Source organism: Mesorhizobium sp. M0909, assembly GCF_040319515.1.
Classification (GTDB): Bacteria; Pseudomonadota; Alphaproteobacteria; order Rhizobiales; family Rhizobiaceae; genus Mesorhizobium.
In genome coordinates this window covers 280,707-293,254 of sequence record NZ_JAMYOA010000005.1, presented here as the reverse complement: position 1 = coordinate 293,254, position 12,548 = coordinate 280,707, and the positions used below count along the sequence as shown (strand labels likewise).

Below are 12,548 nucleotides of genomic sequence, written 5' to 3'. Positions count from 1 at the left end.
CATAGCGCGGCTATCGCGAGGCTGGAAGGCCTCCGATCGATAGGTGCGGCGAACGGCGGCAACGAGGTGCGAATAGGATGGCTGAGCGTATGATCGAGAATACCGCAGTTGCGGTCTAGCGCGAAATGCAGCGTCTGTGACTCATCGGTCATTGCAGCGGGAAATCATGACCCTAAGCCGCCCTTCATCTGCCCACCAGCGCCCAGAAGAAGGCGAAGATCCGTCACAATGCCTACCTGTACCAAGGCTTCAAGCAGTTCACCGCGAATGTGAAGACCGCCAGCCATTGCTTCTTCATTTTCGGCCATTCGCTCGCTACGAATGACGACCACATCCTTAACCGCATAGCGCGTGGCAAGTTTCTGGCATCTATGGTGAACCAGCATCCGCGGATAACCAGCGGATCATGAACCACGCGAACGAGCTAGCGGTACAGCGCAACGAAAAACCGCCGCTTGATGTCGTCTTTTATGATGCTGCTACAGTTCATGTCTGGGGTTTAGGCTTAGAAGCGGAATGACTGCCAACCAGGTCATCGAGCCGGAAACTGACCGGCCGGTCGGCCCAAAAATGACATTCAGTTGCCTCCAGCCTTTCGACACGAGCCACTTCACGATCTCGCGATTGCCAGCTAGCGGCTTGTTGCTCGAGCTGCGCGATCCTAGTCTGTGGTCGCTATGCCTCAGCAAGAAGAGTCCGGTTCCTAGCCGGGCGGAGGCGCAACGAGATAGCCAGCTCAGGACAAGGAGAGCAAGCCATGGTCGCTTTTACCCTCAATGGCGAGGCGCGAACACTCGACGTCGATCCAGAGATGCCGCTGCTCTGGGCGATCCGTGACGGCATCGGACTCACAGGAACGAAATTCGGTTGCGGCCTTGCCCAGTGCGGCGCTTGCACGGTTCACGTTAACGGCATGCCGACGCGCTCGTGCCAGACCGCAGTCGGCGACATCGAAGGAGCCTCGATCACCACCATTGAGGGCGTGTCGGGCAAGATCGGCGAAACGGTCCAGGCCGTGTGGGCCGAGTTCGACGTACCTCAATGCGGCTATTGCCAGTCTGGCCAGATCATGTCGGCCGTGGCCCTCCTGACAGAGGCGCCGAAGCCGACGGACGATGATATTGATTCGGCGATGAGCGGCAATCTCTGCCGCTGCGCCACCTATCATCGCATCCGCGCGGCCATCCACGAGACCGCCAACCGGCTGGAGACTTGAGGCATGTTGCAGTTTCTCCCGAAGCATAATGCCGTGGGGCCCACGCGCCGCCAGTTCCTCCTCGGCACGGCCGTCACCACCGCGGGCCTCGCCGTGGGCTACCGGCTAATGATGGCCGCGCCCGCCAACGCACAAACGACGCCTGCAGCGGTCCAGGCGAACCCCTTCCAAACCTATGTCGAGATCACACCGGAGAACCGAATCGTCATCCACTCGTCGCAGTTCGAGATGGGACAAGGCTCCTATTTCGGCATCGCCACCCTGGTTATGGAAGAGCTCGACGGCGCCTGGGCGCAGGTCCACGTGGTCGGCGGATATGGCAATACCGCGCTCTACGGCAATCTCGCCTGGGGCGGGGCCGCGCAGGGAACCGGTGGCTCCACGTCGATGAGCTCGTCGTGGGAGCGCTACCGCAAGGCGGGTGCTGCCGCACGGGCCATGCTGGTGGCGGCCGCGGCGCAGCGGTGGGACGTGCCAGCCGGCGAGATCACAGTGGCTTCCGGGGTCGTGTCGCACGCCTCAGGGATGCAGGCGCGCTTCGGTGACCTGGCTGAAGCCGCAGCGGGAATGCCGGTTCCCGACGACGTGCCGCTAAAGCCGCGCGACAAGTGGGCCCAGATCGGATCGGACAGCCTCAAGCGCTACGATTCCGCCGGCAAGACCAATGGCGCGCAGACCTACACGATCGACCTCAAGATGGATGGACTCAATACGGCCGTTATGATCCATCCGCCGAAGTTCGGCGCTGAGATCGAGAGCTTCGACGCCTCCAAGGCCAAGGCACTCGACGGCATTGTCGATGTCGTCCAGACGCCGCGCGGCATTGCCGTGGTCGGCAGGGACATGTGGACGGCGCTCAAGGGCCGCGATCTCGTGGAGGTGACCTGGAACGAAGAGAAGGCCGAAAGGCGCGGCACGGCCGAGATCATGGCCGAATACAATAAGGCAGCAGACGATCCGGGCGCGGCCACCGCGCGCGACGACGGTAACACTCCCGCAGCGTTGGCCAGTGCTGAGAAAGTCATCCAAGGGCACTACGAATTCCCCTATCTTGTCCATGCTTCGATCGAGCCACTCAACGCGGCCGCCCGAATCAACGAAGACGGCACCATCGACGTCTGGGGCGGACACCAGATGCCCGACCTTTATCAGGCGGCTGCCGCTCAAGTAGGCGGCACCACGCCGGACAAGGTGAGGCTGCACGTGATGAAGACCGGCGGCAGCTTCGGCCGCCGAGCGGTCTCCGACGCAGATCTCATTATCGAAGCTGTTTCCACAGCGCGTGCACTGGGACCCGGCAAGCCAGTGAAGGTGCAGTGGACCCGCGAGAACGACATGCGGGGTGGGCGGTACCGGCCGGCCTATGTGCACGCAGTCAAGGCGGGGCTCGACAAGGAAGGCAATGTCGTCGCTCTCCATGACCACATCGTGGGCCAATCGATCGCGGGCGGTTCGCCCTTTGCGGCGATGATCGAGAACGGCATCGATCCGACCTCCGTGGAGGGCGCCACCAACCTGCCCTATGCGATCCCGAACCTGAAGGTCGAGCTGACCACCACGGACGTGAACATCCCAGTGCTGTGGTGGCGTTCGGTAGGCTCCACCCACACCGCTTACGCAATGGAAACCCTGATTGATGAGCTCGCCGCCGCTGCGAACCGTGATCCGGTCGACTTCCGCTTGTCGATGCTCGGTCACCATTCACGGCATGCCGGCGTGCTGAAATTGGCTGCTGAGAAGGCAGGCTGGGACAAGCCTCTGCCGGAAGGCCATTTCCGCGGCGTGGCCCTGCATGAAAGCCTCTCGACCTATGTCGCCGAGGTGGTGGAGATCACCTTCAACGATGGAAATGATTTCAAAGTCGACCGCGTCGTCTGCGCGGTAGATTGCGGCACCGCGATAAATCCTGATCAGATCCGCGCTCAGATGGAGGGCGGTATCGGCTTCGGGCTAGGCGCGATCCTCCAGGAGGAGCTGACCCTGACGGGCGGTGTCGTAGACCAAGAGAACTACGACACCTATATGCCGCTCAGGATCGAGCAGATGCCGCGCGTCGAGGTGCACATTGTGCCGTCCGACGAGCCGCCCACGGGCGTTGGCGAGCCGGGTGTGCCGCCGATCGGCCCGGCCGTCGCCAACGCGCTACGGGCGGCGACGGGCAAGACGATCCGCAAGCTGCCGATCATAAAGAACTTGTCAGCATAGCCGGGAATGACACCATGAAAACGGCCGGATGAAGATCGCGGTCGTAGGTCGTTTTTGAACGCCTCCTGACAGGCGATCACCTCCATTCGATCAATTTCCGGCGGCTGCCCGGTCCAATATCCGGTTTAAAGACGGTAACCCGTGTTCTGAACGACCGCAGACGGTCGTTGGTGCTGGTAGCACTAAAGAACCGCTTTCGAGACGCAAACGCCGCACGCAAATGTCTCGAAAGGGTCACGCTAGAGACTTTGTACCACCTAGTTGCATGTCTGCTATCGCTTTCTGGGCGCGAGAAGCGGCCGGTCCTCTGACGGCCCCATAACAGGACATTGATGTCTTCGCGCTGAGCGTCAGCAGTTGGCGCTACCGCGACCCTTCTCAGGAAGGCTGCACACCGACGCGATCTTCCTTTCGCCTTGCGCAAACCTCCCTTCCGAGTGAGGCGTTCAGTGCGTTGGCTTGGTGGACTGAGGCACTTCTGAGTGGGACAACAACATTGAAAAACATTGGAAAAGATTTGAATGCTCTGAAGTCCCACTGATCTCTTACCAATTGATTTTTATGGCTTTCTGAATACCCTCCGGGCCCACCATTGGCTCCTGCTGCCATTGCCCGCCGGTGCGCAGGAAAGCTCGGCCTCGAGCTCCGGCAGCGGCGGCAATTCGACCACAACCGGCTGGCTGGACACCTTGCTTTTGTCTGTCTTGCACGGCTTGATCCGGATCCACTTCTCCACGGGTCGGACTGCCCAGTGCGGCAAAAGGGCGGCTGCGGCGTGAAAATAGGACAGGAGAAGAGGCCGATCTCGTCCGCGTTCTGCGCAGAGGGTGAGCGTGTGCCATAGACCAAGCGAGTGACGTTCGTTCAACCCACCGGCTGGACCGAGCGGGCCGTCGCCTGAGTAGCACTCACCGTGTCCGTCGTAACGGACGACTTTTGTCTGATAGTGCACCGGCTTCATGCGGTCTTGACGTCGAAAATCGGCCTTCACATATTTTCCGCAGGTTGCTGCCGATTGCTGGGGCGACCATCCTCAACCACCTGAAATCGTTCAAAGATTGGAGGTTTCGATGAGCGAGAGAACATTTGAGAGTCCCGTGTTCGTGAGAGCCGCGGAAGGTCTCATTCAAGAGATCGCCTGTCTTGAGGATGCTTTCGATTTTCTCGACGAATGGCCGAAGCATCGGCGAGGCGTGATCTACGAAACGGCAAAGCGCGCGTGTCACCGCGCCTACGACGGTCTCATACCGTTAAAAGTCGCGCGGGATGCGTTCGCCGGCTTTGCCCGCTCCGTGAAGATCCTCGAGGACGTCGCAACGGCGATGCCTTGGGTGGCAGCCGCAAAGTCGGGCGAGACGGGCGGCGTTGCCGCCTGACCGTTTCGGAGGGAGGAAATCATGCTTTCTCAGCCCTTCGAAAAGCCCGTTCGCGTCTGGGTCGGACTCGGATTCCCGAGGCAGCTGAATTCGGTCGTGGATGCCTACCAGTTCGTCACCGACTGGTGCGGGAACAGCCCTGAACAAAGGGCTGCGATCCGCGCCTGTAAAGCCGCATTGGCCGGCGAGATCGACGCGGAGACGGCGCGCGGCGTTCTCGTGCAGTTCGCCAGGAAGAAAGACATCCTGGTCGAAGACGGAATGATGCCGCCGGTCACCACTACCGGGCAGGTTCTGCAAGCTTGATCCGCGGGCGGTTTCAGAGGCGGTGGCCATCGGGCCGCCGCCCAAAAGGTGCGCCGTGCGAAAACGCGCGCGTCGATGCGCCGGCAGAGTTTGCTGGCGGTTTCTATGTGCACCGCACTCCACTGGGTTGGGCGGTGAGCAAGGTTAAGGTCACAAGCTGTCAGACGTTGCGCCTGTTTCGCTGACTAGATGGGGTAACGGACCGCCAAGCAACCCGCGAGCGGAGCGCGCCACCCAAGCGCCGTAGCAAAGTGAGCCGCCCGCTTAGCGGCCCATTACCCCGCCTAGGTAAGACGTGGCGCCGCGAGCGCCGATGGAGTAATCTTGCCCCATCAGTTCTCGGGAGTAAGAGCCATGAACGCAGTTCCTCGATGGCGGCTCGCAGGCGACTGGTTCGACATCTGCAGCTGCGACATCCCTTGTCCTTGCGAATTTGCACAGCGGCCGACCGGCAATCACTGCCAGGGCGTGCTCGCCTGGCACGTGCGTGAGGGCCAATACGGCGACGTGAAGCTCGACGGCCTGACGCTGGTGGCGCTCGGAGAGTTCGAAGGCAATCTCTGGGCCGGCGAGGCAAAGGCCGTCATGGGCATGTACCTTGATGAGAAGGCCAACGAGAAGCAGCGCGAGGCGCTGCAGACCATCTTCGGCGGGCAGGCCGGCGGCTGGCCGGCGGGCTTTGCCGCCAACATTGGCGAAATGCGCGGCATGGAGTTTGTGCCGATCGCCTTCGAGGTGGCGGGCGACCTCGCCACCTGGCGGGTCGAGATCCCTGGCCGCGTCGTCGGGCGTGCGGAAGCGCTTTCGGGGCCGACTACCCCACCCGGCAAACGCGTGCAGACGATCAACCCACCGGGCTCCGAGGTCGGTCCCGGCCAGGTTGCCACCTGGGGCCGTTCCGTCGAGGTCAGCACCAAGGGCTTCGGCCTCGACTGGACGGGCACTGCCCGCTCGAGCAAGCACATACCGTTCGAGTGGACCGGCCCGAGCTAAGGCGGTGGCAGACCCACGCGCCATCGGCCGGTTCTCCTTGCCGCCGCTTGTCAGAAGGCAGGGCGGCGTGCCACTCGGCCTGCTTGCTTCCCTCGCCCTCCTGACGGCGGCAGCCTGGGCGGTGACGCTCTACCAAACCCTCAGCATGAACATGCCGATGGGCATTGCCGTGCGCGGACGGATTGGAGGCGTGGAGGGTATGGCCGGCATGGCGATGGGCGGCATCGCCGCCGAGCCTTGGTCGATCGGCAACGCCGCCGTGTTTCTCGCGGTATGGACCGTGATGATGGCGGCGATGATGCTGCCTGCTGCTATGCCGATGATCTTCATGTTCGCGTCGGCACAGTCAAGGCGCGAACGCCGCCTTGCAGTTCCGACCTGGATCTTCGTCGCCGGCTATATCCTCGTCTGGGCTGGAGCCGGCTTTCTAGTGTATGCGCTGGTCCAGCTCGGCAGCGATATCGCGATGAGCTTCGATCCGCCTCAGCGTTCGCGTTGGGCGCCGCTCGCGCTCGGCGCGACGCTCGCAGCGGCTGGGCTCTACCAGTTCACGGCGGCCAAGCACATCTGCCTCGGGCACTGCCGCTCGCCACTGGCCTTCATTGCCGAGCACTGGCGCGACGGGCGGATCGGCGCCCTTCGCATGGGGCTGCGGCACGGCCTGTACTGCCTCGGCTGCTGCTGGGCGCTGTGTGCCGTTCTGGTCGCGGCCGGTGTCATGAGCCTCGCCTGGATGCTGCTTTTGACGCTGGTCGTCTTCGTCGAGAAGCTGTTGCCGCGCGGCCACCGCTTCGAGGCGACGGTGGGGATCGCGTTGCTCGTGCTCGGTATCGCGGTGGCGAGCGGCGCGGTGGCGATGCCATGGATGGCAGGGTAGCGCCGACGACGGCTCGGCCCGACGTTAACGGCGTCGGCAAGGAAGCGGGCCGAAGGGAAATCGTCTCTCCGTCGCGGGCGACCACCTCGAAGGGTCCGCCATGGATGTGCATGGGTGGATGAAGCCGTTGTCGGTGCCGATGAAACGCACTTTCAGGGTCTCGCCGACCTTCACGCGGATCGTCTCTGGCGCGAGCCGCTGGAGTGGAGCTTCTCGCCATCGGCACTTCGGCAAGTCCAGCCCGATAAGTAAGTACTCCTCGCGGCCGCTATCAGGCGCCACGTCTGCCGCCGCCAAGGCCAATCCCGTTTTACGAATCGGAGCCTGATATATCCCAGGCGCCGACACCGTTTCCCGCCATTCCCTGGAACAGATCATCCGCTTGCGCCGGTGAAAGGCTCGTGTCGGTGGCGACCCACCAGGTGAGGACCGCAAGAAATGCGCCGGCGATGAACTGGACGGCGAATTCGACGGGCACTCCACCTCCACCGACCCGCTTTTCGACAAGTTCTGCTCGGACAGCGCGGCGGATACGCTCGCGCAATTCGTCATGGATCGTGTCGCCGCTGCTCGCAAGCAGCGCGTGGTGAAGCGACCGGAACGCAAGTGCGTGTTCGAACATGGGAAGGCTAAATGCAAACAGGCGAGTACCAATCTCCTGACTTGCCGACATGCGCCCACGGCTTAGCGACCCCAGATGCGCCTCGATGGTCGCGCTGCGTAGAGCATCCTTGTCTGCGTAGTGGGTATAGAAGGTCGACCTGCCGACATTTGCTCTCTGGCAAATGTCGTCGACCGTGATGGCCGCATATGCGTGCTCCGGGATCAGGGCAATAAGCGCATCCTGCAGCAGCGCGCGCGTCCGCGCGACGCGGCGATCGATGGTATTTGAGTCGCTCGTCCGGTCGATTTTTATGGTCATCGCCACGTTCGGCGCCTGCTTCTGGACATTCAAAGGTCTGGTGTCCGGAATCTCATGCTGGACATTGTGTCCAGTATGATACGCCAAGTCCAGAAGCTCAAATCGTATATTGGACAGGCCGCAACGGAAGGTCGCCGACATGCACTTATCTGGTCACCGCGCCGGCAACGGACGGCATTCGCGCAAGGGCGTGATCGCGATGGCCCTGCTTGCCAAACTGTCGCTCGTCGCCGGCTTCCTCTTTGTGGCCAATTTTGGCATGGGCTACATCGGCGCCGGCGCCTGGGTGGCGGCATTCCACGGCCTTATCCTAGCAGCAATCGCGATCGTATTGCTGTGGGGCTTCCTTTCTCGCATAGGCCTCGGCGGAAAAGGCACGCACAGCACGAGCGACAGGGGGATCGGCATCGTCCTGCACCGGGCGGCGGGCTATGACTGGCTTGCGCGCGTTCTGACCTTCGGCTGCGAGGGGCGGTTTCGCGAGCACATGCTTCGCTTGGCGAAGCTCCGGCCCGGCGAAGCGGTGCTTGATGTCGCCTGCGGAACGGGAACCCTTGCGATTGCCGCGAAGCGGCTAGTGGGTTCTGATGGAAGCGTCACAGGCGTCGATGCATCGGCTGAAATGATCGAGAGGGCGCGCGCCAAGGCCAAAAGGTCTGGCCTCGATCTGACTTTCGTCAACGGGACGGCGCAGAAGCTTCCCTTCAAGGACGCACGGTTCGACATTGTGATCGGCACACTGATGCTGCATCATCTGTCGAAGCCCGTTCGATCGGCCTTCGTCCGCGAGGCAGCACGCGTCTTGAAGCCCACTGGCCGGCTGTTGCTTATCGATTTCGGCAGGCCGGTACGCAAGTCCAGATTGCCGAGACTTCATCGACATGGTCACGTGGACATGAATGGGATCGCCTCGTTGTTGACCGAGAGCGGATTCAAGGTCGGCGACATCGGCGCCGTCGGAACCAAGAACCTGAACTATGTTCGCGCGACGACGGACAAGGTCCGATCAGCGTGACCGAGGCATGCAACAGCCGCCAGACTTAAGCGTCGCCCCGAAAAGTCACGCGACATGGAGCCCGGGCCTCGAAGGCGTAGCAGTCTGGCGGGTCGTGCGAACTGAGCGCCGGCCTTGCCGACTCGTGGCAGGGTCGTCGACGTGGGTCGTGACGGCAAGCCCCTGATCCGCATGTCGATGCTGATCTCGGCCGAAGCCCGCCGCGGCGGCCAACGTCTCGGCGCTTCAATCGGTCAGCGTTGTAGATATTTGACGAGCGCCGCGATCGCGAGCACGAGGGCGACCAACACCAGGATCCAGATGAGGCCAATCCCACCCATCAACCACATGCCCTCTGACCCATCCATCATGGAAATGATCCTCTAGCGCGAAGGCTGAGTTCGCCGCCCACGATTGGCGAGTGCAAGCTAAGTTAAGTCGCCGGCAACCTCCGCCAAGACAACGGTGATTCCGGTTACAGAACGGGGAAAGATGCATACTCCGGCAATTCTACATTCCCCCGCCGCAGCCGTCGGACAGGTCCCATACATTCACAATTTGCCTGCCGTCAAAGCCGTGTTCGTGGATCAGGTATTTCGCCAGTCCGCCATACACTCTCCAGCGCCAGCACGGGCAGCAGCAGGGGCCCTTCTCCTCGGAATTGGCCATCGCGTAATCGTAGGCCTTCTGCTCGTCCCCGGTGAGCTTCAGATCGTAGTAAGGCAGCATCTGCTGCGCGGTCGCCGCCGGTATGTCGTACGGGTCGCTGGGGATCATCGGGATGGCGCGATATTGGGTAAGCCCATTTACCTGCTCGCGATAGCGTTTCAATTCCATCGGGCTGCAGCACGAGCCCTTGATGCGCGCCATCGCGGGCATGGTCGCGATCGACTCGGTAAACTTGGCCGAGCAGGTGCTGTTGCCGCTCTCGCTAAGATCTTTGAACCGTTTGGTCAATTCGGGATCGTCGGCAGCGATTGCCAAATCCGGTGCGAGAAAGCCTGCAGCCGCGGCGGCGCCGAAGACGCCGAGAATGACGGTGCGTCGGTTTGGGGTCCTTGTCATTTGCCGCTCCTCGCCTGCTCGATGAGCTTCTTCAGCGTCGCAAGATCGGTGGCGCCGGGAAAAATCTGGTCGCCGGCGATAAATCCCGGCGTTCCCGTTATTCTCAGCGCCTGGGCCAGTTCCATGTTGCGGTCGATCAGCGCCTGGATGTCCGGCTGCCGCATATCGCCCTTCATGCGCTCGACGTCCAGCCCGGCCTCGGCGGCGATCTTGAGGACGGCCGCCTCGGTCACCCTTGTCTTGGACCCATAGAGCGCCTTGTGAAACGCTGTGTATTTGCCCTGCTTGTCGGCGGCGAGCGCCGCCTTGGCCGCGAACACCGAATCTGGGCCGAGGATGGGGAATTCCTTGTAGACGATCCTGAGTTGCGGATCGTCGGCCGCAGCCTGTTCCATGACCGGCGCCATCTGCCTGCAATAGGGGCAATTATAGTCGAAGAACTCGACCAGGGTAACGTTGCCCTCGGCGTTGCCGCCGACTGGACTTTGCTTGTCACGGAAGATGTCGTCCGCGCGCGCCTTGAGCACCTGCCTGGCCTGGGCTGCATCTGCTTCACGCTGGCGCTGGTCCAGGCTTTTCAGCGCCTGCACGAGAACCTCCGGATGCGCCAGGATATAGTCGTGTATCCGCTGGTCGAACTGATCCTGGGACATTTCGCCTGCAGCATTCGCCTGTATGGCTTGAAAGCCAGGATTGAGCAGGAACCATCCTGTCAGGCCGGCAAAGAGCAGGGCGCGGGCGATGCCGCTGCAATACCTGGCTGCATCTCTTGGCTTGGTGAACATGCGCGTCTCCCTTTCTTGTCGTCGAGAATGTCGGTGCCTCTCCGTCAAAAGAGGCTCTTCAATTTTGCCAGCCAGCCTTCGTCCCGTTCGTGGTGCGTGCGCTCGACATTGTTGGTGAGCGCGTTGACGAAGGTGACGAGATTGACGGGCGCGAAGTTCAGGCCGTGGAAATTCGCCCGCCAGCGGCCCTCCTTGTCGATCACATGCGTGACGATCCCGTGCATCTGGTAGCCATCATTGGCCAGGCTGAATTTGTGACCGAAGGCTTCCGCCAGATTGCGGGTCATATCCTCCGGCTGGCCCGGGGCAGTGGTCAGGAACAGCCAGTTGACAGGGTCGAGCCCATGCGCCGGTCCATAGGCATTGAGCACATCGGGCTTGTCCTTTGTGGGATCGGTGGTGATCGTCACGAAGGTGACCTGATCCTTCATCGGCGTGCTATTCACCATCTTCTGGATCTCGGCGATCTTCTCGGCATGCAGCGGGCAGACGTCCGGGCACGATGTGTAGATGAAATGGAGGACGACGACCTTGCCGATGAGGTCGGCCGGCCGCACGATGCGACCGTCGGCGGTGCGCAGCGTGAAATCGGGCGTTGGGCTGTCGATCTGCTGGAAATATTTCTCGTCGTTCTGCAGCATGGCGTCGACTTCGTCCATTGAATGCGCCGGCGCTCCATGCGTGAAGCCGGCGATCAGCGCGGTGAAGACGATCAGGCCGCACAACAGACGCCTCCATTCGTTCCAGGCGGATGAAACGTCCCGAACCGCCGGCTCGTCCCGGTTTCTGGCAAGCATCAGCCTTTTCCTTTCGGGCTAGCGGCAATACGGCTGCGGATGAAATCGACCATGTCGGGAGAATCCCATTCAGCCGGCCCGATCAGCCGGCCGATCTCCTTGCCGTCGCGGTTGATAAGCACGGTCATCGGCAGGCCCACCGCGCCGAGCGTGAACATGACTTTGGCTGAGGTATCGATGTTCAGCGCAAGGTGTGTAACGCCGGTCTCGGCGAAGAATTTCTTCACGGCGTCGGGACCCTTCCGGTCCATCGACAGCGCGACGACCTCGAAATCCGGTCCGCCGAGCTTGGCCTGCAGCCGATCAAGCGTCGGCATTTCCTTGCGGCAGGGCGCGCACCATGTCGCCCAGATGTTGAGCAGAACCACCTTACCGGAGAAATCGGCGAGCGTTTTCGGCTTGCCGGTGCCGTCCTCGAAGCTGATTTCCGGCACGGCGGCGGGCGTATCGAGCAGTGTGAAGTTCTCAGATGCCCCCGCTGCCACGGAGGGCGGCGGAAACGCCAGCAGCGAGCAGACAAGGAAGATAGCCCATTTGCACTTGATCACGGTGCGCTCACTCGGTCGCATAGACGGTCGGCGCCTTGCCGTCCTTGGTGAAGGCGTAGATCGTCCAGGTCTCGGACTTCTCGCCGCCCATGCCGGGCGCGCCTGCCGGCATGCCGGCCAGCGTGATGCCGCTAATGGCTGGCCGCTCGGTCAACAGCTTCTTGACGATTTCGACTGGCACAAGGCCGTCGACGACATAGCCGTCGACAATCAGTGTATGGCAGCCCTCAAGGTCCGCCGGCACGCCGGCATCGCTGCTGATTTGAGAGAGATTGTTGACCGGCTTGATATCGACCTTGAAGCCATTGTGCTCAAGATAGTTGGCGTAGGATTCACAGCAGCTGCATTGCGGGTTCTTGTACATGACGGCGTTGATCGTTGCGGCGAAGGCGGGCAGCGGCGTTGCGATCAGCAGGGACAGTGCGGCAAGGCGGTAGGTCAGTTTCATTGCAGTTCTCCTTGGT

General features: G+C 61.9%; 14 protein-coding genes and 1 pseudogene. 8 read left to right on the top strand and 7 right to left on the bottom strand.

From position 1 onward, the window contains the following. The first annotated feature begins 188 nt into the window (after window positions 1-188). The 7 genes from NKH83_RS10190 to NKH83_RS10160 all read left to right on the top strand — a co-directional run bounded on the left by NKH83_RS10190 (window position 189) and on the right by NKH83_RS10160 (window position 6,973). The gene (locus NKH83_RS10190; RefSeq protein WP_352803946.1) at window positions 189-410 is read left to right on the top strand and encodes a DUF4917 family protein; all 222 of its coding nucleotides are present in this window, start codon (window positions 189-191) and stop codon (window positions 408-410) included. Between the two features lie 347 nt (window positions 411-757). Continuing rightward, window positions 758-1,216 (top strand): (2Fe-2S)-binding protein, encoded by a 459-nt coding sequence (locus NKH83_RS10185; RefSeq protein ID WP_352803747.1) that lies wholly within the window; start codon window positions 758-760, stop codon window positions 1,214-1,216. Between the two features lie 3 nt (window positions 1,217-1,219). Further along, on the top strand, window positions 1,220-3,421 hold the full coding sequence (locus tag NKH83_RS10180; RefSeq protein ID WP_352803745.1) for a xanthine dehydrogenase family protein molybdopterin-binding subunit: 2,202 nt from the start codon (window positions 1,220-1,222) through the stop codon (window positions 3,419-3,421). A gap of 1,070 nt (window positions 3,422-4,491) precedes the next feature. Next, window positions 4,492-4,797, top strand: a complete 306-nt coding sequence (locus tag NKH83_RS10175) for a DUF982 domain-containing protein (RefSeq protein ID WP_352479369.1) — start codon at window positions 4,492-4,494, stop codon at window positions 4,795-4,797. Between the two features lie 21 nt (window positions 4,798-4,818). After that, complete coding sequence (locus tag NKH83_RS10170) at window positions 4,819-5,103, top strand: DUF982 domain-containing protein (protein ID WP_352479368.1); 285 nt, start codon at window positions 4,819-4,821, stop codon at window positions 5,101-5,103. 354 nt (window positions 5,104-5,457) lie between these two features. Next, window positions 5,458-6,096 carry a DUF1326 domain-containing protein gene (locus tag NKH83_RS10165; RefSeq protein WP_352479367.1) on the top strand — a complete coding sequence of 213 codons (639 nt, stop codon included), beginning with the start codon at window positions 5,458-5,460 and terminating at the stop codon, window positions 6,094-6,096. A gap of 4 nt (window positions 6,097-6,100) precedes the next feature. Then, window positions 6,101-6,973: a DUF2182 domain-containing protein gene (locus NKH83_RS10160; protein WP_352479366.1), complete on the top strand. Its 873-nt coding sequence runs from the start codon at window positions 6,101-6,103 to the stop codon at window positions 6,971-6,973. 5 nt (window positions 6,974-6,978) lie between these two features. On the opposite strand, the pseudogene NKH83_RS10155 reads toward NKH83_RS10160, so the two are convergent. After that, window positions 6,979-7,159, bottom strand: a pseudogene (locus NKH83_RS10155) (multicopper oxidase domain-containing protein); the annotation flags it as partial. A gap of 124 nt (window positions 7,160-7,283) precedes the next feature. Next, complete coding sequence (locus NKH83_RS10150; protein ID WP_352479365.1) at window positions 7,284-8,036, bottom strand: TetR/AcrR family transcriptional regulator; 753 nt, start codon at window positions 8,034-8,036, stop codon at window positions 7,284-7,286. Between NKH83_RS10150 and NKH83_RS10145 the strand changes: the two genes are divergently transcribed. Then, a complete protein-coding gene (locus NKH83_RS10145; RefSeq protein WP_352479364.1) occupies window positions 8,035-8,910 on the top strand; it encodes a class I SAM-dependent methyltransferase in 876 nt (291 codons plus the stop codon). The two genes, NKH83_RS10150 and NKH83_RS10145, sit on opposite strands and share 2 nt — an antisense overlap. Before the next feature lie 489 nt (window positions 8,911-9,399). Here NKH83_RS10145 and NKH83_RS10140 read toward each other — a convergent pair whose 3' ends face one another. From NKH83_RS10140 to NKH83_RS10120, 5 genes are read right to left on the bottom strand one after another with little or no spacing between them, the layout of a single operon-like run. After that, a complete protein-coding gene (locus tag NKH83_RS10140; RefSeq protein ID WP_352479363.1) occupies window positions 9,400-9,954 on the bottom strand; it encodes a hypothetical protein in 555 nt (184 codons plus the stop codon). Continuing rightward, window positions 9,951-10,739: a DsbA family protein gene (locus NKH83_RS10135; RefSeq protein ID WP_352479362.1), complete on the bottom strand. Its 789-nt coding sequence runs from the start codon at window positions 10,737-10,739 to the stop codon at window positions 9,951-9,953. The genes NKH83_RS10140 and NKH83_RS10135 overlap by 4 nt, the downstream gene beginning before the upstream one ends. A 44-nt stretch (window positions 10,740-10,783) precedes the next feature. Then, window positions 10,784-11,536 carry an SCO family protein gene (locus tag NKH83_RS10130; protein ID WP_352479361.1) on the bottom strand — a complete coding sequence of 251 codons (753 nt, stop codon included), beginning with the start codon at window positions 11,534-11,536 and terminating at the stop codon, window positions 10,784-10,786. Beyond that, window positions 11,536-12,084 (bottom strand): TlpA family protein disulfide reductase, encoded by a 549-nt coding sequence (locus NKH83_RS10125; RefSeq protein WP_254819350.1) that lies wholly within the window; start codon window positions 12,082-12,084, stop codon window positions 11,536-11,538. Before NKH83_RS10125 ends, NKH83_RS10130 begins: the two co-directional genes overlap by 1 nt. Window positions 12,085-12,091: 7 nt before the next feature. Then, window positions 12,092-12,532 (bottom strand): DUF411 domain-containing protein, encoded by a 441-nt coding sequence (locus tag NKH83_RS10120; RefSeq protein ID WP_352691287.1) that lies wholly within the window; start codon window positions 12,530-12,532, stop codon window positions 12,092-12,094. Between the last annotated feature and the right edge of the window lie 16 nt (window positions 12,533-12,548).

What these genes read in the sequence shown, in the direction of transcription:
- NKH83_RS10185 (WP_352803747.1), top strand. Translation starts at nt 758, where the DNA reads ATGGTCGCTTTTACCCTCAATGGCGAGGCGCGAACACTCGACGTCGAT.
- NKH83_RS10145 (WP_352479364.1), top strand. Translation starts at nt 8,035, where the DNA reads ATGCACTTATCTGGTCACCGCGCCGGCAACGGACGGCATTCGCGCAAG.
- NKH83_RS10120 (WP_352691287.1), bottom strand. Translation starts at nt 12,532, where the DNA reads ATGAAACTGACCTACCGCCTTGCCGCACTGTCCCTGCTGATCGCAACG.
- NKH83_RS10175 (WP_352479369.1), top strand. Translation starts at nt 4,492, where the DNA reads ATGAGCGAGAGAACATTTGAGAGTCCCGTGTTCGTGAGAGCCGCGGAA.
- NKH83_RS10140 (WP_352479363.1), bottom strand. Translation starts at nt 9,954, where the DNA reads ATGACAAGGACCCCAAACCGACGCACCGTCATTCTCGGCGTCTTCGGC.
- NKH83_RS10130 (WP_352479361.1), bottom strand. Translation starts at nt 11,536, where the DNA reads ATGCTTGCCAGAAACCGGGACGAGCCGGCGGTTCGGGACGTTTCATCC.
- NKH83_RS10170 (WP_352479368.1), top strand. Translation starts at nt 4,819, where the DNA reads ATGCTTTCTCAGCCCTTCGAAAAGCCCGTTCGCGTCTGGGTCGGACTC.
- NKH83_RS10150 (WP_352479365.1), bottom strand. Translation starts at nt 8,036, where the DNA reads ATGTCGGCGACCTTCCGTTGCGGCCTGTCCAATATACGATTTGAGCTT.
- NKH83_RS10135 (WP_352479362.1), bottom strand. Translation starts at nt 10,739, where the DNA reads ATGTTCACCAAGCCAAGAGATGCAGCCAGGTATTGCAGCGGCATCGCC.
- NKH83_RS10180 (WP_352803745.1), top strand. Translation starts at nt 1,220, where the DNA reads ATGTTGCAGTTTCTCCCGAAGCATAATGCCGTGGGGCCCACGCGCCGC.
- NKH83_RS10165 (WP_352479367.1), top strand. Translation starts at nt 5,458, where the DNA reads ATGAACGCAGTTCCTCGATGGCGGCTCGCAGGCGACTGGTTCGACATC.